The organism is Flavobacterium sasangense DSM 21067, from assembly GCF_000686885.1.
GTDB classification, from domain to species: Bacteria; Bacteroidota; Bacteroidia; order Flavobacteriales; family Flavobacteriaceae; genus Flavobacterium; species Flavobacterium sasangense.
This window is the reverse complement of the sequence record NZ_JMLU01000023.1, coordinates 1-21,143: the sequence shown is the minus strand read 5'-3', so window position 1 is coordinate 21,143 and position 21,143 is coordinate 1. Positions and strand designations below refer to the sequence as shown.

General features: G+C 32.9%; 20 protein-coding genes and 1 pseudogene. 15 read left to right on the top strand and 6 right to left on the bottom strand.

The window, feature by feature from the left end; genetic code table 11:
• Positions 1-126: 126 nt before the first annotated feature.
• On the bottom strand, positions 127-1,380 hold the full coding sequence (locus tag BP92_RS0110295) for an aspartate kinase (protein WP_026725998.1): 1,254 nt from the start codon (positions 1,378-1,380) through the stop codon (positions 127-129).
• Positions 1,381-1,389: 9 nt separating this feature from the next.
• On the bottom strand, positions 1,390-1,866 hold the full coding sequence (locus BP92_RS0110290; protein ID WP_026725997.1) for a GNAT family N-acetyltransferase: 477 nt from the start codon (positions 1,864-1,866) through the stop codon (positions 1,390-1,392).
• A 114-nt stretch (positions 1,867-1,980) separates the two neighbouring features.
• Between BP92_RS0110290 and fbp the strand changes: the two genes are divergently transcribed.
• Positions 1,981-2,988 carry a class 1 fructose-bisphosphatase gene (fbp, locus tag BP92_RS0110285; RefSeq protein WP_026725996.1) on the top strand — a complete coding sequence of 336 codons (1,008 nt, stop codon included), beginning with the start codon at positions 1,981-1,983 and terminating at the stop codon, positions 2,986-2,988.
• Positions 2,989-3,105: 117 nt separating this feature from the next.
• Entirely contained in the window at positions 3,106-3,633 is a 528-nt protein-coding gene (locus BP92_RS0110280) for a hypothetical protein (RefSeq protein ID WP_026725995.1), read from the top strand.
• A gap of 73 nt (positions 3,634-3,706) precedes the next feature.
• On the opposite strand, the gene BP92_RS0110275 is transcribed toward BP92_RS0110280, so the two are convergent.
• Positions 3,707-4,141: a tellurite resistance TerB family protein gene (locus BP92_RS0110275; RefSeq protein WP_026725994.1), complete on the bottom strand. Its 435-nt coding sequence runs from the start codon at positions 4,139-4,141 to the stop codon at positions 3,707-3,709.
• Positions 4,142-4,282: 141 nt separating this feature from the next.
• Between BP92_RS0110275 and BP92_RS0110270 the strand changes: the two genes are divergently transcribed.
• From BP92_RS0110270 to BP92_RS16105, 4 genes are read left to right on the top strand one after another with little or no spacing between them, the layout of a single operon-like run.
• The gene (locus BP92_RS0110270; protein WP_026725993.1) at positions 4,283-4,876 is read left to right on the top strand and encodes a HupE/UreJ family protein; all 594 of its coding nucleotides are present in this window, start codon (positions 4,283-4,285) and stop codon (positions 4,874-4,876) included.
• A complete protein-coding gene (locus BP92_RS0110265; protein WP_026725992.1) occupies positions 4,876-5,304 on the top strand; it encodes a deoxycytidylate deaminase in 429 nt (142 codons plus the stop codon). The genes BP92_RS0110270 and BP92_RS0110265 overlap by 1 nt, the downstream gene beginning before the upstream one ends.
• Positions 5,305-6,873: a S41 family peptidase gene (locus tag BP92_RS0110260; protein WP_026725991.1), complete on the top strand. Its 1,569-nt coding sequence runs from the start codon at positions 5,305-5,307 to the stop codon at positions 6,871-6,873.
• Between the two features lie 12 nt (positions 6,874-6,885).
• The gene (locus BP92_RS16105; protein ID WP_051604442.1) at positions 6,886-7,401 is read left to right on the top strand and encodes a hypothetical protein; all 516 of its coding nucleotides are present in this window, start codon (positions 6,886-6,888) and stop codon (positions 7,399-7,401) included.
• Between the two features lie 4 nt (positions 7,402-7,405).
• On the opposite strand, the gene BP92_RS0110250 is transcribed toward BP92_RS16105, so the two are convergent.
• The 3 genes from BP92_RS0110250 to BP92_RS0110240 are packed head-to-tail and all read right to left on the bottom strand — an operon-like array spanning position 7,406 to position 8,805.
• Complete coding sequence (locus BP92_RS0110250; RefSeq protein ID WP_026725990.1) at positions 7,406-8,014, bottom strand: FAD-dependent oxidoreductase; 609 nt, start codon at positions 8,012-8,014, stop codon at positions 7,406-7,408.
• Positions 8,014-8,211 (bottom strand): hypothetical protein, encoded by a 198-nt coding sequence (locus BP92_RS0110245; protein ID WP_026725989.1) that lies wholly within the window; start codon positions 8,209-8,211, stop codon positions 8,014-8,016. Before BP92_RS0110245 ends, BP92_RS0110250 begins: the two co-directional genes overlap by 1 nt.
• Positions 8,212-8,223: 12 nt before the next feature.
• Positions 8,224-8,805, bottom strand: a complete 582-nt coding sequence (locus BP92_RS0110240) for a MarC family protein (RefSeq protein WP_026725988.1) — start codon at positions 8,803-8,805, stop codon at positions 8,224-8,226.
• Positions 8,806-9,157: 352 nt separating this feature from the next.
• Here BP92_RS0110240 and BP92_RS0110235 point away from each other — a divergent pair, with 352 nt between their 5' ends.
• The 9 genes and pseudogenes from BP92_RS0110235 to BP92_RS17030 all read left to right on the top strand — a co-directional run.
• Positions 9,158-9,724, top strand: a complete 567-nt coding sequence (locus tag BP92_RS0110235; protein WP_026725987.1) for a DUF3109 family protein — start codon at positions 9,158-9,160, stop codon at positions 9,722-9,724.
• Between the two features lie 267 nt (positions 9,725-9,991).
• The gene (locus BP92_RS0110230; protein WP_026725986.1) at positions 9,992-10,969 is read left to right on the top strand and encodes a ribonucleotide-diphosphate reductase subunit beta; all 978 of its coding nucleotides are present in this window, start codon (positions 9,992-9,994) and stop codon (positions 10,967-10,969) included.
• Positions 10,970-11,092: 123 nt separating this feature from the next.
• Complete coding sequence (locus tag BP92_RS0110225) at positions 11,093-13,528, top strand: ribonucleoside-diphosphate reductase subunit alpha (RefSeq protein WP_026725985.1); 2,436 nt, start codon at positions 11,093-11,095, stop codon at positions 13,526-13,528.
• A 385-nt stretch (positions 13,529-13,913) separates the two neighbouring features.
• Entirely contained in the window at positions 13,914-14,816 is a 903-nt protein-coding gene (locus tag BP92_RS0110220; protein WP_150111912.1) for a hypothetical protein, read from the top strand.
• A 110-nt stretch (positions 14,817-14,926) separates the two neighbouring features.
• Positions 14,927-15,151 (top strand): hypothetical protein, encoded by a 225-nt coding sequence (locus BP92_RS0110215; protein WP_026725983.1) that lies wholly within the window; start codon positions 14,927-14,929, stop codon positions 15,149-15,151.
• A gap of 5 nt (positions 15,152-15,156) precedes the next feature.
• Complete coding sequence (locus BP92_RS0110210; RefSeq protein WP_026725982.1) at positions 15,157-15,669, top strand: RDD family protein; 513 nt, start codon at positions 15,157-15,159, stop codon at positions 15,667-15,669.
• A 72-nt stretch (positions 15,670-15,741) separates the two neighbouring features.
• Positions 15,742-17,082, top strand: coding sequence for a dGTP triphosphohydrolase (gene dgt / locus BP92_RS0110205; RefSeq protein WP_026725981.1), 1,341 nt, complete (start codon positions 15,742-15,744; stop codon positions 17,080-17,082).
• A gap of 90 nt (positions 17,083-17,172) precedes the next feature.
• Positions 17,173-20,511: a PA domain-containing protein gene (locus BP92_RS17460; protein ID WP_160169124.1), complete on the top strand. Its 3,339-nt coding sequence runs from the start codon at positions 17,173-17,175 to the stop codon at positions 20,509-20,511.
• 485 nt (positions 20,512-20,996) lie between these two features.
• Positions 20,997-21,143 (top strand): annotated as a pseudogene (locus BP92_RS17030) (IS982 family transposase); the annotation flags it as partial.

Genomic DNA, 21,143 nt, shown 5'->3' with positions numbered 1-21,143 from the left:
TGGAAAGTTTTGAGTTATTTTTCCGAAAGTAAAAAACACAATCTTGTCATTCTGAAGCATGAGGAATCACATAATGCGATGTTTTCTTGCGTAAACATGACAAGATTGCGGTTAAACATTTTAAAACTACTCCTTCGTAATCACCTGCATCGTTTCTCTCGAAATCTGGCGCAACAATATCGTTTTGTTTGTTTCTACTACTTTTGCAGCGTTTTCATCAAAATGTCTGATGGTGTAAAGCGATACGTTTTCGTTATAAGAAACTTTGAATTTTTTTGCTAATACTTTTCTTAACTCTTCGAAAGTGTTGTATTTATCTTCGATACAAACGGAGAAACTAATTGCTGTGTTTTGAATTAAATTCACTTTGATTTTATATTTCGAGAACAAACCAAAAATCTCACTAATGTGATTTTCCATGATAAAATCGAAATCAATAGACGATAATGATAATAACAATTGGTTTTTCTTTACGATAAAGCAAGAGGTTTTTGGCTCTAAATCAGCACCTTTTGAAACGCTGGTTCCTGGTAATGTCGGGTTAACAAACGATTTTACATACAACGGAATTTCCTTTTTCTGTAAAGGTTGTAAGGTTTTCGGGTGAATGACCGAAGCTCCGTAAAACGCTAATTCAATTGCTTCTCTGTACGAAATTTGGTTCAACAAAATCGCATTTTCAAAATATCTTGGATCGGCATTTAAAACGCCTGGAACGTCTTTCCAAATAGTAACACTTTCTGCTCCTAAACAATAAGCAAAAATTGCAGCAGTATAATCCGAACCTTCACGACCTAAAGTAGTAGTGAAATTATTCTCATCTGAACCTAAAAATCCTTGTGTGATGTTTAAAATTTTCTTTTTAACCCCTTTTGAAATCAATTTTTGAGTGGTTTCCCAATCTACTTGTGCATCACGATAATTATTATCGGTTTTAATTAATGGGCGAACATCAATCCAATTGTTTTTTAAGCCGCTATAATTAAAATAATGACTTACAATTGTGGTAGAAACTAATTCTCCAATACTCACCACTTGGTCGTAAACAAAACTATAATTTGGCGATTTATTACTACGAATAAAATATTCTAAATCATCAAAATGCGCATTGACATCAAAAAACACATCGTGCTCTTCGTCTTCAAATAAGTCTAATAAAATTTGGTTGTGGTACTTGCGAACTTCCTGAAGCGAGGCGTGCAATTCCTTTGATTTATCAAAGTAATTTTTGATGACTACTTCCAAAGCATTTGTGGTTTTTCCCATGGCAGAAATTACCAACAAAACATCTTCGTGTCCTACTGTGTTTAAAACATGTAATACGTTTTTTACGCCTTCGGCATCTTTAACCGATGCACCTCCAAATTTAAAAATTTTCATTTTGAAGAATTATATAGTTGTGTTTAAAAATTGTTCAATTCCTTTGTCGTCCATATGAACTACACGCCAATCGCCTAAAACTTTAGCGCCCGATTTTTCATAGAAATCAATAGCTGGTGTGTTCCAATCTAAAACATTCCATTCGATTCTGCGGACATTTTCTGCTTTTCCTTGTTTGATGATTTCCTTGTAAAGTGCAAATCCGGCACCTGTTCCGCGTTTGTTTTCTTTTACAATTAAATCTTCTAAATGAATGGTTTTTCCTTTCCAAGTGGAATAACGATTATAATACAAAGCCATTCCGATAATCTCGTTATCAACTTCGGCAACAAAACACTGAAAAAGCGGATTTTCTGAAAAACCATCGCGAACCAAATCATCAACGGTAACCACAACAGCATCAGGTTCTTTTTCAAAAGTGGCTAATTCCTGAATCAATTCTAAAACCGAAGGCATGTCGTTTTTTGTAGCTTTTCTGATAATCATTTTTTCAAATTTTTTACAAAAGTAAAATTAACTTAAACATCTTTTCAAATATTTTACATGATTTCACAAAAAACACGATATTTGTGCCTTAAACACAACTACATCGTTTTCGAAATGGAAGAAAGAAATAGAACCTTAGGCGAATTTATTATTGAGCATCAAAATTCGTTTCAGTACTCAACAGGAGAATTATCTCGAATCATCAACTCTATCCGATTAGCCGCAAAAGTGGTAAATTACAAAGTAAATAAAGCGGGATTGGTTGATATTGTTGGAGCTGCTGGAGAACAAAATATTCAAGGAGAAGATCAACAAAAATTAGACGTTTACGCCAACGAAGTTTTTATTCAAACCTTAATCAATCGTGAGATTGTTTGCGGAATTGCTTCGGAAGAAAATGATGATTTCATTACTGTCGCAGGTTCGGATAATTCACACAATAACAAATACGTGGTTTTGATGGATCCCTTAGATGGTTCTTCAAATATTGATGTGAATGTTTCGGTAGGAACGATTTTTTCAGTTTTCAGAAGAATTACACCAGTTGGAACTCCGGTAACTATTGAAGATTTCTTGCAACCAGGTGTAAATCAAGTAGCAGCAGGTTATGTAATTTATGGAACATCAACCATGTTAGTATATACGACAGGTGATGGTGTAAACGGATTTACATTGAATCCAGCCATCGGAACGTTCTATTTGTCGCATCCTGATATGAAATATTCGGAAGACGGAAAAATTTACTCGATTAACGAAGGGAATTACGTTCATTTTCCACAAGGTGTGAAAGATTATATCAAATATTGCCAGTTAGAAGAAGGCGATAGACCTTATACCTCTCGTTATATTGGAAGTTTAGTTTCTGATTTTCATAGGAACATGATTAAAGGCGGAATTTATTTATATCCAACTAGTTCAAAAGCACCAAACGGAAAATTACGTTTGTTATACGAATGTAATCCAATGGCATTTATTGCTGAACAAGCAGGAGGAAAAGCTTCAGATGGCTACAAAAGAATCATGGAAATTCAACCAACAGAATTACATCAACGCGTTCCGTTTTTCTGCGGAAGCAAAAACATGGTAGAAAAAGCAGAAGAGTTTATGGCGAAAGCGAAGTAGATTTCTGAAATATATAAAACAAAAAAGCACAAATTTTTAAGAGTTTGTGCTTTTTTTGTACAATAAGTTTTCAAATTATTTGTTTTGAATAGTAATGTAATTTCTTAAGTTTTCAATATGAAAAAAACGATTTTATTTTTAGCTCTAATATTTCTATTTCTGAGTTGTAATAACAAGACAGATGAAAATGAAATACAACTAAAAAACAAACATTTTGAATCAAATTATTTTTCATATAACCAATTCTTGGATTTAAAGGATAAAGCTTTAAATAAGGGAAATTCTAATGCTTATGATGATTTATTAGTTTATTATTCTGCAAATGAATCTAGATATTATGAATTATTGCCTATCTCGATGATTGTTAATGAAAAATATGATAATTTAAAGTCAAATATTGTGATATATGAAACCATAATCAAAATATATAATAATGGAATTTATAATGATTCTTTCTTATTAAACCTGAAACAACCTCATAAAGATTTGGCATTGTTTTATTTAAAAAAAGGAGCTGCTAAAAGAATTCCTTCATGTGTTAAAACTTTAGAAAAATTGTATCGAAATGGAATTGGTGTTGAAAAGAACGAAAAGATTGCGGATAGTTTAGGAGCTTTAGATATTAGAATGTATCCGAAAGAATAAGTAGGTAAATACAATAAAGCAAAAAGCACAAACTCATTAGAATTTGTGCTTTTGTATTTTAAAACAGGTTGAATTATCTGTTCATGTGTTGCATTTCATAAGTGAACGTATCTAAATCTACGTTCATATCTACTAATTTTAATGCTTTATCTACTATATAACCTACGTTTCCTGCAGTAAATCCTAATGCTAAAGCGAATTTTTTAAGTAATTCGTGTTCTTTTTCACCTAAAACATGTTCATCTGCATATACCATTCTTGATAAATCATATAAACGTTCTAAACGATGTGTATGCAATAAAGGCGGATTTACAGGGTATTTTAATGGATTTTCTAAAATTTCCTCATATTCTGCTTGAGAAATTTCTAATTTGATAGCTAATTTGTCTAAAAAATATTTTTCTTCTGGACCAATAATTCCGTCAGACAAAGCTACTCTTACAATTGCTGAAAAATGACCTTTGTTTCTGTTTCTAAAACCGCTATCGAATAAATTTGAAATTGACATGTTGTTTATTTTTAATTCTTGCAAAATTACATAAAAAAACTATTTTTTTGAAACAATTTTATTTGCTTTTGTGATACAGAATTTGGTATCATTTAAAAATAAATCGTAAGTTTGAATTTCCCCCAATAAAACTTAATTATTATGTCGGAATTTTGGATGTATTTTAATATTGGTCTTAAACATGTATTGGATATCAATGCTTATGATCACGTTTTATTTTTAATGGCGTTGGTAATTCCATATGCTTTTAAAGATTGGAAAAATGTTTTTGTTTTGGTGTCGCTTTTTACCATCGGACATACGTTAGCTTTACTATTGTCGGTTTACGGAGTGGTTCAAATTCAAGCCAGTTTGGTTGAGTTTTTAATTCCAATTACCATTTTAATTACGGCTGTTTTTCATCTTTTTACAGCTGGGAAATCGTCAAAAAATGAAAGTATCACCTTTGTTGCAATTGTAACTTTGTTTTTCGGAATTATTCACGGATTAGGTTTTTCAAATTACTTTAAAACCATATTACCCGGAACTGCTTCGGATAAATTATTGCCACTTTTAGAATTCGCATTAGGAATTGAAGCAGCACAAATAATCGTAGTTGTAGTATTTTTAATTATTTCCTATATCGTGCAAACTTTTTTCCGTTTTTCAAAAAGAGATTGGGCTTTAGTTATGTCAGCATTTATAATTGGTGTAGTTTTGCCAATGATTATTGAAAGCGAAATTTGGAACCGATAATGAAGAAAGAAAAAAAAGAAAAATACGATAAAGCGTATTTGCGAATTGCCAAAGAATGGGGAAATTTATCCTATTGCCAACGAAAAAAAGTTGGAGCTATTATCGTTAAAGATAAAATGATTATTTCTGATGGGTACAACGGAACACCATCTGGTTTTGAAAATTGTTGCGAAGACGATGATAATGTAACCAAATGGTACGTGCTGCATGCCGAAGCGAATGCTATTTTAAAAGTAGCACGTTCTACGCAATCTTGTGAAGAAGCAACATTATACATTACCCTTTCACCTTGTAAAGATTGTAGTAAATTAATTCATCAATCGGGAATTAAAAGAGTGGTGTATCATCAAGAATATAAAGATACTTCAGGCGTTGATTTCTTAAGAAAAGCAGGTGTTGAGGTTGAATTAATCGAAGATTTGAGCTAAATGAAAATGAATAAAGTATATTTTCCAATAGTAATCGCAGTAGCTGTTGCGGTGGGTTTGTTATTGGGAAGTAAACTCAATCCTTCTACAGAAACAGCTTTTTTAAACCGAAACGCCAATAAAAATAAACTAAACAAACTTATCGATTTTATTGAAAAAGAATATGTTGATAGTTTAAATACCGATTCTATTGTCGATTTAACGGTAAACGGAATTCTTGAAAAACTTGATCCGCATTCGGTTTATATTCCTAAAAGTCAATTAGAAGCAGTCGAACAAGAAATGCGAGGCAATTTTGTGGGAATTGGAATTAATTTTTACATGTATAATGATTCCTTAGCTGTTATAAAGCCCATTGCGAACGGTCCTTCAGAAAAAGCCGGTTTGAAATCGGGCGACCGAATTCTTTTCGCCGATAAGTTACAATTGTACAATAAAAAACTAGAAACCGATTCGTTATTTTCCATCTTAAAAGGCGAACAAGGTTCTAATGTAAAACTAACCGTTTATCGAAAGTCTGAAAAAAAGAAATTCGCCGTAAATGTTACCCGAGATGTCATTCCGATTAAGAGTGTAGATGTTTCGCAAATGGTGGATAAAACTACGGGTTATATCAAAATCAATCGCTTTGCCGAAAAAACCTATGACGAATTTTTATCGGGTTTAACCCAATTAAAAAAAGAAGGTGCTAAACATATAATCATCGATTTACGAGATAACGGTGGTGGCTACTTAGAATCAGCCGTTGCAATTGCAGACGAATTCTTGAAAAACAAAGAGTTAATCGTTAAAACGAAAAACAAAAAAGATAAAATCGAAAGCACGTTAGCCACTGAAAAAGGGATTTTTGAAACCGGTAAAGTCAGTGTTTTAGTCAATGAAAATAGTGCTTCGGCAAGTGAAATTTTAGCAGGAGCCATTCAAGATAACGACAGAGGTTTGGTTTACGGAAGACGTTCTTTCGGAAAAGGATTAGTGCAACGCGAAATGCCATTAGGTGACGGTTCGGCAGTACGATTAACCATTGCTAGATATTACACACCATCAGGTCGTTCGATTCAAAAACCGTATGAAGATAAAGGAGAAAACTATTTCAATGAATTCGACAAGCGCTTCGAAAGTGGTGAATTGTACGAAAAAGATAAAGCCAAAATTGCAGATAGTCTAAAATTCAAAACCAAGAAAGGCCGCATCGTTTATGGTGGTGGCGGAATTATGCCAGATATTTTTGTTCCATTAGAAGATTCGCACGGAGCTGAAGGTTTAACAATGTTGATGCAATCGGGATTAGTGAATTATTTTGTGTTTGAACAATTAGATCAAAACCGCAAAAAGTTTGACAAAATTTCGATGGAAGCGTTAGAAAAAGAATTACGTTCTGGAAATTATTTCAATAACTTCAAGATCTACATGGCAAAAGGCGGATTGCTTTTCAATTTAGATACTCAGAAAGAAAAAGTATTATTCTATCTTCAAGCAGAATTTGTTCGTCAACTTTTTAATGAAAAAGCATATTACCAATTGATTTTGAAAAAAGACGATATGGTGAATAAGGTGCTGAGTAAGTAAAAATGTTATAAAATGAGTAGAAGAGATAAATTATTCGATTTGCCAATTTATAAAAAAGCCGAATTAATTTTAGATTTGGTAAACAGTCTTTTAAATGCCATAAGTGAAGAAGATGGGTATTTGAATGCCACAAAATATATGATGCGAGATGATGCTGCGATAATTTGTGCTAAAATTGCGGGTGCTGAAGGCGGAGATATGTATAGCATCCGAATGCAAAATGCGGCAATCATCAGAGATCATGCAATGCATTTATATGTTCAAGTAGGAAGTTTACGATTTCACGATTCTTTTAAAGATACCGATTATGTTACGTTGATTAGAAAAGAAATCGACGAATTCAGAGAATTGTTTATCAATTGGGTAGCTAGTTTTGACAAGAGTAATTATTATTGGGACGAATGGGAATTGTTTAATCCGCCGGGAGCTATTCCGCCAGACCCTAATGAATATCAAGATCCAATCAATTGGGATGATTTTTTAGAAGGAATGAATTTCGATGATGAAGAAGATGATTCAGAAGAATAAAAAGCTATTTTCCCAAAGCATCATGCACCTGTACCGGATTTCCGTTATTCCACAACGTTAAAATATCCGTTGCAACCGAAGCACCACTTCCAGCGGCGATACTTAACTGACTTCTATGACCGGCTAAAACACCTGCTGCGTGTATACCTTCGGTAACCAAATGGTCAATATTTTTTAATTGGATTCTGTTTTTCTCTGGAGCGGCTTTTTGATGCGGAATTACAAACGATTCCAAACCTTCAATGGTAAAAGGATTTCCAGCACCAATTGCAATTACAACTATTTTAGCTTGAAGAATTGATTTGTTAGTGGTAACAGTGAAGTTTCCTGCTTCTCCTGAAATGGAAAGCACTTTTTCTCCATGAATTTGTTCTACGTGCGGATACAAGTTGGTCAAATGTTTCAAACTTTCTTCTAATAATTCACTGCCTAATTTCCCTGCGGGAATTCCGTATGCGTTATTAAAAATGGCATTTTGTAGTGAAGAGGCTTTTTGGTGCGCTACAATTGCAATTTTTTTATCCATTGCAAACGGTTTGTTTTGGGCCGAACCCAAAATCAAAGCACACGAAACACCTGAAACTCCAGCGCCAATAATTAAAACGTCTACCATTATTGTTTGGTTTTTTCTTCAATCATTTTTGAAAAACGCAATAGTACTAATAATAGAATTGCGCAAATTCCAGCAACTACACCAATAATGGCAATTGTGCTATTTCCTTCAAACGGATTGTTATAATCAATTTGAAAAAGATTAAAAACAATTAAAACTAAAGCTATGGCAACTGCCACATAAGTAAATATTTTCATTTCAATAAATTTCTAAATAAATAATCCTTTAACATTTGCGGCGAATAATTTTACAGCAATCGCTAATAAAATAACGCCAAATATTTTACGAATAACTCCTAATCCGTTAACTCCTAACAAGCGTTCGATTTTTCCAGACGATTTTAATACGCCATACACTACAATTACATTAATAAGTATTGCAATGATAATGTTTATTTTATCATAAACTGCTCGTAACGACAAAATTGTTGTCATAGTTCCTGCTCCGGCAATTAAGGGAAACGCAATAGGAACAATAGAAGCTGTACTCGGATTGTCTTCTTTGTATAATCGAATGCCTAAAATCATCTCTAAAGCAAGGAAAAACAAGACAAACGAACCGGCAACTGCAAATGAATTCGCATCAATACCAATTAATTTCAGAATTTCTTCACCTACAAATAAAAAGGCAATCATAATCACCGCTGCAACAATAGTCGCTTTTTCCGATTGAATATGACCCATTTTACTGCGTAAGTCCACAATAATTGGAATACTTCCCACAATATCAATCACAGCAAACAAAATCATGCTGATGGTAAAAATGTCTTTCCAATTGACTCCTAGTTCCATAAAACGCTGAATATTTGTGCAAATATAAGGATATTGAATCAAGAACGTTTCTAATTTAACGATACATTATCAATTGCAAGGTCAAAAATCAAGAACAAGAGCAAGTTCAAGCAATGTGAAGATTTAAACGCAAAGTCGCAAAGTTTTTTCGCAAAGAGCGCAATGAGAAAAGTAAAACGTCTCCGTGTATCTCTTTTCAACACAATCAAAATCAAAAAATACTCTGAGAAACTCTGTGTAAAGAATTTTAGCAATTTCTCAAATTTCTAAAATCCGTGTTCCAAAACTTCTAAATTCTTATTTCTAAATTCTGAATTCAAAATCGTATCTTTGCACTTTAAATTTACCCAATATGTTTCAGTTAAATAAAACCATCGTTTCCGAAGAAATCTTAGAAAAAGAATTCGTTTGCAATTTGTCAGCTTGTCAAGGTGCTTGTTGTGTGGATGGCGATGCAGGTGCTCCTTTAGATGAGGAAGAAACCAAAATTTTAGCTGAAATTTTTCCAAAAGTAAAACCCTTTCTTCGTCCTGAAGGAATAAAAGCCATTGAAGAACAAGGAACGCACGTGGTTTCTGATTTTGGCGAATTAGAAACACCACTTATCGACGGAAAAGACTGCGCCTACGTAATTTTTGACGGAAAAACGGCACTTTGTGGAATCGAGCAAGCCTACAATCAAGGGATTGTAGATTGGAAAAAACCAGTTTCTTGTCATTTATATCCTATTCGAATTAAAGAATATTCGGATTTCGCAGCGGTGAATTATCACAAATGGCATATTTGCGATGACGCGTGTTCGTTAGGACAAGAATTAGGAGTTCCAGTGTACCAATTCGTCAAAGAAGCACTAGTTAGAAAATTCGGACAACAATGGTTTGATGAATTAGACAAAGTAGCAAAAGAGTTGAAAAAATAATTCATTTTTTAAGGTTTAAAAATCGGTGTGAGCCGTTGATTTATCAATCACTTACAAGGTTTTAACAGTTGTTTTATTTGTTTTTAAGTTATTGATTTTCAGTAATTTAAAATCCTATGTTATTTTACTGACAAATATTCGCTTTGTTAAAAACTTGCTCCAATTGTGAATAAGTTTGACTTTCTTTTCTCGTTTCAAATGACAAACTTTGTAATCCCCAAATGAGTCAAATTAACCAATCATTAACATTTTTAAAATCAAATAGCTATGGCTGTAGTGGAACCTATTTTGCAAGAAAATAAAGATCGATTTGTAATCTTTCCTATCAAACATCAAGATATCTGGGAATGGTACAAAAAACAAGAAGCCTGTATTTGGACAGCAGAAGAAATAGATTTACATACCGATTTAAATGATTGGAACAATAAATTAAACGATGATGAGAAATATTTCATCAAACATATTTTAGCATTCTTTGCTGCTTCTGACGGAATTGTAAACGAGAATTTAGCGGAAAACTTCGTTAATGAAGTACAATATCCAGAAGCGAAATTCTTCTACGGTTTCCAAATCATGATGGAGAACATTCACAGCGAAACCTATTCGTTGTTGATTGATACGTATGTAAAAGATGAAGCTGAAAAAAATCAATTGTTTCATGCCATTGAAGTGTTTCCAGCGATTAAAGAAAAAGCGGATTGGGCTTTAAAATGGATTGAATCTGATTCATTCGCAGAAAGATTAATTGCTTTCGCAGCAGTTGAAGGAATTTTCTTCTCTGGTTCGTTTTGTTCTATCTATTGGTTGAAAAAACGTGGATTAATGCCAGGATTAACCTTTTCAAACGAATTAATTTCTCGTGACGAAGGAATGCATTGTGATTTTGCGGTTCACTTGCATACGAATCACATCGTAAACAAAGTGCCAAAAGAAAGAATTACAGAGATTATTGTAGATGCATTACGCATTGAAAGAAAATTCATTACCGAGTCGCTTCCAGTGAGTTTAATTGGAATGAACGCTACTTTGATGACACAATATTTAGAATTCGTAACCGATAGATTATTAGTAGAATTAGGATGCGATAGGGTGTACAATGCTTCAAATCCATTCGATTTTATGGACATGATTTCGTTACAAGGAAAAACGAATTTCTTCGAAAAACGTGTAGCAGAATATCAAAAAGCAGGAGTAATGAACTCCGATTCAGAATCAAGCAAAATTAGTTTTGACGCTGATTTTTAATTGGTGTACTGAAATTAAATATAGTTCCGATTAGAATTAGGAAGTAAAACTCAATTCAAAAAAAGATTACAAATAACCAGAAACCAGATAAGGGATTGTCTGATTTCAAAAAACCAGAAAATTATGTATGTAGTTAAAAGAGATGGCCATAAGGAGCCAGTAATGTTTGACAAAATCACGGACAGAATTAAAAAATTATGTTATGGATTAAATGACATGGTAGACGCTGTGAAAGTGGCAATGCGTGTAATTGAAGGATTATACGATGGAGTTACCACTTCTGAATTAGACAATTTAGCAGCAGAAACCGCAGCTTCCATGACCGTAACACACCCAGATTATGCTCAATTAGCGGCTCGTATAGCAATTTCTAACCTACACAAAAACACCAACAAATCATTCTCGGAAACGATGAGTGAAATGTACCACTATGTAAACCCAAGAACGAATCAAGCAGCGCCTTTGATTTCGGATGAGGTTTATGAAGTAATTAAAGAAAACGCAGAATTTTTAAATTCTCACATCATATACAACCGTGATTTCAATTACGATTACTTTGGTTTCAAAACCTTAGAGCGTTCGTATTTGTTAAGAATCAACGGAAAAATCGTGGAGCGTCCACAACACATGTTAATGCGTGTTTCAGTTGGAATTCACTTAAATGATATGGAAGCAGTAATTGAAACTTACGAATTAATGTCGAAAAAGTTCTTTACACACGCTACTCCAACATTATTCAATGCGGGAACTCCAAAACCTCAAATGTCATCTTGTTTCTTATTAACCATGAAGGATGATAGTATTGATGGAATTTACGATACCTTAAAACAAACAGCAAAAATTTCGCAATCAGCGGGAGGAATTGGTTTGGCTATTCACAATGTAAGAGCTACAGGTTCGTATATTCGTGGAACAAACGGAACTTCAAACGGAATTGTTCCGATGTTACGTGTTTTCAATGATACCGCTCGTTACGTAGATCAAGGTGGAGGAAAACGCAAAGGAAGTTTTGCTATTTATTTAGAAACTTGGCATGCGGATATTTTCGAATTCTTAGATTTGAAAAAGAACACCGGTAAAGAAGAAATGCGTGCAAGAGATTTATTCTTCGCGATGTGGACTTCTGATTTATTCATGAAACGTGTAGAGGAAGATACGACTTGGACTTTAATGTGTCCAAACGAGTGCCCAGGTTTAGATGAAGTATATGGTGAAGAATTTGAAGCTTTATATATTTCGTACGAAGCACAAGGAAAAGGTAGAAAAACCATCAAAGCACGTGAACTTTGGGAAAAAATTCTTGAATCTCAAATTGAGACAGGAACGCCATACATGTTGTACAAAGATGCAGCGAACAGAAAATCGAACCAAAAGAATTTGGGAACGATTCGTTCGTCTAACTTATGTACTGAAATCATGGAGTACACGTCTCCAGATGAAATTGCGGTATGTAACTTAGCGTCTATTTCGTTACCAATGTTTGTTGAAAACGGAGCATTCAATCACGAATTGTTATTCAACGTAACAAAACGTGTTACTCGCAACTTAAATAAAGTAATCGACAGAAATTACTATCCAGTTAAAGAAGCAGAAAATTCAAACTTGCGCCACCGTCCAGTAGGGTTAGGAGTGCAAGGTTTAGCTGATGCTTTTATCATGATGAGAATGCCGTTTACAAGTGACGAAGCGAAAAAATTAAACCAAGAAATTTTCGAAACCTTATATTTCGCAGCAGTTACCGCTTCTATGGAAATGGCAAAAGAAGAAGGGCCGTATTCAACTTTTGAAGGTTCGCCAATTTCTAAAGGAGAATTCCAACACAACCTTTGGGGCTTAAAAGACGAAGAGCTTTCTGGTCGTTGGGATTGGGCAAGTTTAAGAAAAGAAGTAATGGCAAACGGAGTGAGAAACTCGTTGTTAGTAGCACCAATGCCAACCGCTTCAACTTCTCAAATTTTAGGAAATAACGAAGCTTTCGAACCTTATACTTCAAATATTTATACAAGAAGAGTACTTTCGGGAGAATTCATCGTGGTAAACAAACACTTATTAAACGATTTAGTAGAAAGAGGTTTGTGGAACGAAACATTGAAGCAAGAAATCATGCGTCACAATGGTTCGGTGCAACATATTGAAAGAATTCCTGCGGATTTAAAAGAATTGTACAAAACGGTTTGGGAAATGTCGATGAAAGATATTATCGATATGTCGCGTCAAAGAGGATATTTCATTGACCAATCGCAATCGTTGAACTTGTTTATGCAAGATGCAAATTATGCGAAATTAACTTCGATGCATTTCTATGCTTGGAAATCAGGTTTAAAAACAGGAATGTACTACTTAAGAACAAAAGCAGCAGTGGATGCGATTAAGTTTACTTTAAATAACGATAAAGTGGCCGCTCCAATTGAAGTTAAAGAACAACATGTTGAAGTGAAAAAAGTAGAAGCTATCGCAGTTTTAGAAGAACCAGCAGAAATGACAGCTGAAGAATACAGAGCAATGATTGAAATGGCTAGAAACGCAGGTCCAGAAGATTGTGAAATGTGTGGATCATAAACTTTGTTGATAACTTAATTTTATAAAATAGATATTTTCTATTATTTTTGTAATAAATAAAAAGGGTTCTTTAAAGAGCCCTTTTTCAAGAATATATTTTTAAAATAAATGCTGAGGAAAAAAAAGAAATAAAAAAAGGGACGCTTTACAACATCCCTAACTTGGAACTTAATTTATAAAAGCTTGCCGGCCTGTTATTTGTTAAGTTATAAAGATGATGAGGTTACCTCACCTACTTTTTTCATACTTCAAAAGTATAAAATCGAAATCGTAACACCAAGTTTTTTTGTTGTAGAAAATGTTAAAATTGAATAGATGAAAGTCTGGCCTTTATGCAGCTTGACTTTAGTGTATTTTCAATTTGTTAATTTTAAATAATAAAGGAATGAAAAATAATACAATTTTAGAATTTTATAGATTTTCGTTAATTAATAAGACGAAAGAACAACAAGTTTTAAGTTTTTATAATGAAGAAGAAGACTTACTTGATACATTAAATGATTTCTGTATTCATATTTTTGAAAATGTGAAAAAATATACAGATAATCAAGGTAAATTCAGAACTTTTACTTTGGCAACTTTGCCAATAATTAAAAAAGACGATAGAATTATACATGGTTTTCTTGATTCAGCTTATACGGGTGAGTACGGTAAAATTAAAGACAGAAAAACAAATGGAGTTAAATACAATTTAGACAGAAATGATTTGTTTAGTAAGGAATTTTTCTATCTAATTTATGTTCCAAAAGGGTCTAAATTTGGTTTTTTGGTTATTCAAAAAAAGGAAAATCATGGAGTGAAAACAATTTTCGAAACGGCTTTTAATAATTTTATGCTTTATAAAGGAGTTTCAAATTATAAAATTGAATTACGTCAAGCACCTCCAAGATATTACTTGTCGAATTTCTTAAATAAAGGTGAAGTGAAGGAGGTGAGATTGATTAGGGAAAATGTAGAAAGAACTGAGATGACTTTACAAAAGGAAGAAAGAATTCTTAAATTAAAAAAAGAAGACGCTTTTTCAAAAGTTATAAAAGAGGTTTTGTTTCAATTATACCAAACTAAAATAGAAGATAATCAAAAAATCTCATTTTTGAATTATGGAAATTTTGATGAAATCTCTTTTGTTTTAGATTATAACGGAATTTGTAAAACTTTCTATATAAAACGGAAAGATAAAATACGATCGAATATTGATGTTTCTAATTTGATTAATTTTGATAATGAAATTCCAAATCTAGTTTCTTTAATTGAAGTTTCATTAGAAATTATTAATCAAGCAGCTTAGATACCATTTTGTTGACTTTAACAAAATGCTTTTTAAACAGCCATCACACGATGGCTGTTTTTCTTTTAAATAATTACAATCCAATTCGTACATTTGAAAAAAATACAATTATGTCAAAAGATAAAAAAGGCGTTTACACTGGAATCATTGAAAAAGACGCAGATGGAAATTATTTCTGTGGTGAATATTTGTTAGATTACCAATACACAGAGAAAAACTTCAAAGTAGGAGACGAAATCAATATCAAATCGGTTATCGTAAATCCGAGTGATAAAAGTTACAATCAGTATCCTAAAAAATCAAGAAATTTCTTCTTGGCTAACGAAAAAGAGTAAAATTTATGGAGCAAAATCAAAAGCAAGAATTTGTCGTAACTAGTAATATGTTAGCTTCCCAAGGGCAACGACTTGGAAATTATTTCATTGATTTAATTTTTCAGTATATTATAATCTTTGTGTTATCTCTAGTTCTAGGTCTTTTTGCAGCATTTTTTGGTGTTGATGCATTTCTTGGTTGGGCTGAAAACATTGGAGGTTTAGGTGAGTATTTAATAGGAATAATTATTACTGTGATCTATTATTTAACAGCAGAGACCCTTTTTTCAAGAACAATAGGCAAGTTAATTACAAAAACTGTTGTCGTTGATATAAACGGAGAAAAGCCAGATGGTGTAAAAATTCTTAAACGTACTTTCAGTAGATTAATTCCGTTTAATCATTTTTCTTTTTTGGGAGGAAATACAAGAGGTTGGCATGATTCTCTGTCTGATACGTATGTAGTAAAGAAAGATTTATTAGACGAGCGAAAAAATCAATTTTATGAATTAGATGAGATTGGTAAAAATCAAGAATAACATATTGAAAAATAGAAAATATTTTCACGATTCTATAAAATTAATGATCAGTCAAAAACAGATGATTTTATGATGCAATGGGAACAATTATTGTCCTTAAAAAGACAAGGCGACACAAGTAAACGTTTACGAAAAGAGCAAGACGACACCCGTTTAGGTTTTGAAGTCGATTATGACCGAATTATTTTTTCTGCCGCTTTTAGAAGTCTGCAAGATAAAACGCAAGTCATTCCACTTTCCAAAACCGATTTCGTTCACAACCGACTAACGCATAGTTTGGAGGTTTCTGTTGTTGGACGTTCACTAGGACGTTTAGTTGGAAAGCAAATCATTGCAAAATATCCACATTTGCAAGAAGTTCACGGTTATCAAGCGAATGATTTTGGTGCGATTGTGGCTGCTGCGGCATTGTCTCATGATATTGGAAATCCACCATTCGGGCATTCGGGTGAAAAAGCCATCGGAGAATATTTCAAAACTGGAAACGGATTGCAATACAAAGACCAATTAACCGAAAAGCAATGGCAAGATTTAATCGATTTTGAAGGAAATGCCAATGGATTTTCAGTTTTAGCTTCTTCCCGTGAAGGAATTGAAGGCGGTTTGCGTATTTCGTATGCGACTTTGGGTGCTTTTATGAAATATCCGAAAGAAAGTTTGCCTAAAAAACCAACGCAAAAAATCTGTGATAAAAAATATGGTTTCTTTCAGCAAGACAAAGCTTTTTTTGCTGAGGTTGCTAATGAGTTAGGTTTGATTACGAATAAATCAGGAAATGATATCGGTTTCGAGCGTCATCCACTAGCGTATTTAGTAGAAGCAGCTGATGATATTTGCTACACCATTATTGATTTTGAAGATGGTATTAACTTAGGTTGGATTTCGGAAGAATACGCATTAGAATACCTAATCAAATTAGTCAAAAACGGAATCGACACCAAAAAATATAACGAGTTACTTACTAAAGAAGATAGAATTAGTTATTTGCGTGCCTTAGCTATTGGATGTTTAATCAACGATGCTGTAGCAGTTTTTATGGAAAACGAACAAGCTATTTTGGCAGGAGAATTTCCATTTGCTTTGATGGATAAAAGTCAGTACAAAGCGCAAATGAATGACATTATCCAAATCAGTATTAAAAACGTATATCAAAGTAAGGAAGTAATTCAGAAAGAAGTAATGGGATATAAAATCATCAATAATCTATTGGATGGATTTTGTACGGCTTATAATAAAAAAGAAAACGGAACAGCTTCTAACTATGATGAATTATTACTGAAATTACTGCCAGAACGTTTTCAATTTCAAAAAGAAAATTTATACGATAGATTATTACACATTTGCCATTTTGTATCCTTACTAACAGACGGTAAAGCTTTAGAATTATATAAGACAATTCAGGCAAATAAATGAATATGAAAAAATAATTCGTAAAAAAATTTGAAATTATCTGTAAATTGTTAATTTTGTTCAAATTATAATAATATTAACCCAATGATTACCATGAAAAAACAATTACTATTGGTTGTATTCTCATTTCTTTTTGTAACATTAGGTTTTTCTCAAGAAAAGGAAAACACTAAAAAGCAAAAGCAGAATACAGAAACAAAAAATGATGCTAAGCCATCTGCTGATGTTGTAGTCGTTAATCCTAAACCAACTAAGGAGGTTTTAGAATTAAGAAAAAAGCATGAACAGCATTTAGAAAATAATCCTTTCAAAAAGACATTTTTAATGTCTAAAAGAGAAAGAAAATCAGAAGGGATTCCTCCTAATAAGTATAACGAACAAGAATGGATTTTATCTATGAATCCTGCTTTGGGATCACCTACTCCTGAAAATTTGGAGGTTATTAGACAAAGATTAAGTCAAGAAAGACAAGCTATGTTAGCTGCAGGTAGAACACCTGGTGATGCTACAGATAACTTGTGGGTTGAAAGAGGGCCTAACAATGTGGGAGGTCGTACAAAAGGTATCATTTTTGATCCTACTGATGCAACTTTTAATACTGTTATTGCTGGTGGTGTAAGTGGAGGTCTTTGGAAAAATACGAACATTACTAGTAGTGCTACTGTATGGACAAGAATATCGACATTTCCAGAACACATAAATGTTCAGAATATAACAGTTGATCCTAATAATTCTAGTACTTGGTATGTGGGGACTGGAGAATCTTATACTGGTGATGCAAATGGTAATGGTATTTGGAAAACTACAAATGCTGGTTTATCTTGGACTAGAGTTTTTGGTGGAGGAACTGTTTCCTCAACACAAAGTCAATTATTTAATTTATATATAACAGCTCCTTCTAATGCAGGAGTAATAAGAGGTTATAGTACTGGATTAGCAGGTTTTGGTGCTCCTCCAGCAAGTTTCGGAGGTAATAAACCTATTGTGCTTGTTAATGATGGTGTTGCACCAACTGATGATGCTTGTACAGGATTAACAGCAGGGTCTTTAACGGGTAAAATAGCTTTGATTAGAAGAGGTACTTGTACTTTTGAAAGTAAAACATTGGCAGCAGAAATTGCTGGAGCAGTAGGTGTTATTATTATGAATAATGTTGCAGGTGCAGGACCAGTAGGTATGGCAGATTCAGCGTTAGGAGCAACAATACCAACTGTGAGTGTTTCAAAAGAAGATGGTGATTTGTTAGTAGCTAATTTAACAAATCTAACAGGTGATTTTGCTGGGGCTCTACCTGGCCAATTTTCAGGAACTGCTGTAACTGGATTTCAATTTATTAATGATATTGCAATTAAAAATGTTGGTGGAGTATCTCACATATATGCTGCAGTAGGAGATTCTTATAATGCTGGTTATCATAATTCAGCTAATTATGGAATGTATAAATCAACAGATGGTGGTGCAACATGGACGGCTTTAACATTGCCTTTAGCTCCTAGTGGAAATAAAACGTGTCCGATGGATATTGAAATAGCTGTAGGTGGTAAAATATGGGTGTCTTCAACTGATAGTTCTACATTTGGTGACGGTGGTGGAAAGATTTTTGTCTCAAATGATGAAGGTGCAACTTTCACAACAGCTTACACTGTAAGTGGAGGTCAGAGAACAGAGATTGAAGCTTCAAATACAACTGCAGACGTTATTTATGTCTTATCACAAATAACACCAGTATCTCCATCAAATATTGAGGTTCAAATGTTAAAAACTACTAATGGTTTTTCAACAGCTCCTACAGTATTAACACTTCCTACTGATGCTTCAGATTCAAGAATTGGAACATATGGATTTACAGGTGCACAAGCATTTTATAATTTATTTATTGAAACAGATCCAACAAATGATGCCAAAGTATTTATTGGTGGTTTAAATGTTTATAGATCAACCAATAGTGGAGCTGCATGGACAGCTATTTCTAGATGGAATAGTGGTAATTTAGTTCACTCTGATCAACATGCAATGGTGTTTAAACCAAATAATCCAGATGTTGCTGTTGTTGGTAACGACGGAGGTATTTATTACAATGCAGCTTTATCAACTGCTACAACTGCTACAACATTTGCTTCTAGAAATAATGGGTTTAATGTAACTCAATTTGTTGGTGTTGCGGTTCAGCCATTAGGTGTAACAGGTTTATCTGGAGACTTTTTTGTTGCAGGAGCACAAGATAACGGATCAAATTATTTCCCATCAACTCTAAATACAACTACTGGGGCAGCAGCTGGAATAAGCGGTAGCTCTGAAGTTCAAGGTGGAGACGGTGGAATACCTTTGTTTAAACAGAATCCAACATCAAGTTCAACAGCTTATTATGTTACAAATTATGTATATAATAATAACATGAATAAGAGAGGTTTAAATGGGTCAATACAAAAAACACTTAGTGATGGTACTGCAAATCGTGGATTGTTTTATCCAGCTGTGACATTAGACTCTAGTAATGATATTGTTTATTCTGATTTTTCTGATGGTGCAAATAGAGTTTATGTTGTTAGAAGATATGCTTCATACATGGGAGGTCCAGCACCTGCAAGAACAGATTTGTCTAATGCTTTATTGACTTCTTATCCAACAGCATTAAATACTGGTAAAGTTACAAAGACAACTTTATACATTGGTACAGCTAATTCAAAACTTCTAAAAGTTACTGGAGCTAATAATACAGCTGGGACATGGTCAGATATTTCTGCGACAGCTTCATTTGTAGGAACCATTTCAGATATTGAATTTGGAGCTGACGATAGCCAAATTTTTGTTACTTTAAAAAATTACGGTACAACTAATATTTGGTATACAAACAATGGCGGTACTAACTGGTACAACATTGAAGGTGATTTACCTGATATGCCTGTTCATGCTATTTTACAAAATCCATTAAATTCAGCTGAGTTAATGATTGGAACTGATTTAGGAGTATGGTATGTAAATACCTTTAATCCAGCTACTAATGCTAATCAATCTTTAGCGTGGAAATCTTCTTTTAACGGGATGATGAACGTTAAAGTAACGGATCTTGATTTACAGCCTAATTCACCAACAGCACCAACTGCTTACAATGTTTTTGCTGCTACTTATGGTAGAGGAGTTTTCTCAGGAGCATTAACTAGTGTAACGCTTTCAAATGAAGATGTTGCTTTGTTAAAAGGAATCAATATTTATCCAAATCCAGCTAAATCTACAATAAATATTGGGATTGCTAATTTTACAGGTGATTTAAATATTGAGATATATGATATAAATGGTAGATTAGCTTTAACAACGGATGTTGATTTTTCTGGAACTAAATCATTAAATATTGGTGATTTACAATCAGGTATATATATCTTGAAATTAAAAGGGCAAGATTTATCTTACTTTCAAAAAATTATTGTTAATTGAGTAGATTAATTCTATTTCATTTAAAACGGTTCAAAAAAATATTTTTTGAACCGTTTTTTTATAATTTTATTTTGAATGAGTTTGTTAATTGCAAAAAAAGCTATTTGAATAAATAGATTTTTTATAGTGGTAAAATAAACATCTTTTATAATTTCTCAAGATATTTTTAAAATTATAATATCGAAAATCAGAACACTATTAATGATAATTCATTTGTTTTTGAATAAAGTATGAAGAGATTAATTTTATTGAACGTTTATTTCAATCTTGTGTAAATGTAAATTTAATAAACTAGCTATAGCATTGAAAATCAATTTACATAACTGTTGCCAAAATAAATGTTTTATTATATTTCGAGATAATAAATCCTAAAATTAGAATAAGATAACCCGTTGGGTGAAATTATTTGAAGTAAAATAAATTGAAAAAATGTTGGTCAAGATACTGAAAATCAGTATCTTGAAGTCGCAAAACAACCAACATTTATGACAAATATAGTTAAAAATTATTTTAGAGTATTAGAAGTTATAAGTTCTTTGAATTTTGAGTTGGATTTTAAATCAGGAATTGGCAGAAAGCCAAAAATGTCTGACATAGAAGTAGTTGCCTTGAGTTTGACAGCAGAATTTATG

Coding starts and splice junctions, on each gene's coding strand:
- BP92_RS0110295 (WP_026725998.1), bottom strand. CDS start 1,380: ATGAAAATTTTTAAATTTGGAGGTGCATCGGTTAAAGATGCCGAAGGC.
- BP92_RS0110290 (WP_026725997.1), bottom strand. CDS start 1,866: ATGATTATCAGAAAAGCTACAAAAAACGACATGCCTTCGGTTTTAGAA.
- fbp (WP_026725996.1), top strand. CDS start 1,981: ATGGAAGAAAGAAATAGAACCTTAGGCGAATTTATTATTGAGCATCAA.
- BP92_RS0110280 (WP_026725995.1), top strand. CDS start 3,106: ATGAAAAAAACGATTTTATTTTTAGCTCTAATATTTCTATTTCTGAGT.
- BP92_RS0110275 (WP_026725994.1), bottom strand. CDS start 4,141: ATGTCAATTTCAAATTTATTCGATAGCGGTTTTAGAAACAGAAACAAA.
- BP92_RS0110270 (WP_026725993.1), top strand. CDS start 4,283: ATGTCGGAATTTTGGATGTATTTTAATATTGGTCTTAAACATGTATTG.
- BP92_RS0110265 (WP_026725992.1), top strand. CDS start 4,876: ATGAAGAAAGAAAAAAAAGAAAAATACGATAAAGCGTATTTGCGAATT.
- BP92_RS0110260 (WP_026725991.1), top strand. CDS start 5,305: ATGAAAATGAATAAAGTATATTTTCCAATAGTAATCGCAGTAGCTGTT.
- BP92_RS16105 (WP_051604442.1), top strand. CDS start 6,886: ATGAGTAGAAGAGATAAATTATTCGATTTGCCAATTTATAAAAAAGCC.
- BP92_RS0110250 (WP_026725990.1), bottom strand. CDS start 8,014: ATGGTAGACGTTTTAATTATTGGCGCTGGAGTTTCAGGTGTTTCGTGT.
- BP92_RS0110245 (WP_026725989.1), bottom strand. CDS start 8,211: ATGAAAATATTTACTTATGTGGCAGTTGCCATAGCTTTAGTTTTAATT.
- BP92_RS0110240 (WP_026725988.1), bottom strand. CDS start 8,805: ATGGAACTAGGAGTCAATTGGAAAGACATTTTTACCATCAGCATGATT.
- BP92_RS0110235 (WP_026725987.1), top strand. CDS start 9,158: ATGTTTCAGTTAAATAAAACCATCGTTTCCGAAGAAATCTTAGAAAAA.
- BP92_RS0110230 (WP_026725986.1), top strand. CDS start 9,992: ATGGCTGTAGTGGAACCTATTTTGCAAGAAAATAAAGATCGATTTGTA.
- BP92_RS0110225 (WP_026725985.1), top strand. CDS start 11,093: ATGTATGTAGTTAAAAGAGATGGCCATAAGGAGCCAGTAATGTTTGAC.
- BP92_RS0110220 (WP_150111912.1), top strand. CDS start 13,914: ATGAAAAATAATACAATTTTAGAATTTTATAGATTTTCGTTAATTAAT.
- BP92_RS0110215 (WP_026725983.1), top strand. CDS start 14,927: ATGTCAAAAGATAAAAAAGGCGTTTACACTGGAATCATTGAAAAAGAC.
- BP92_RS0110210 (WP_026725982.1), top strand. CDS start 15,157: ATGGAGCAAAATCAAAAGCAAGAATTTGTCGTAACTAGTAATATGTTA.
- dgt (WP_026725981.1), top strand. CDS start 15,742: ATGCAATGGGAACAATTATTGTCCTTAAAAAGACAAGGCGACACAAGT.
- BP92_RS17460 (WP_160169124.1), top strand. CDS start 17,173: ATGAAAAAACAATTACTATTGGTTGTATTCTCATTTCTTTTTGTAACA.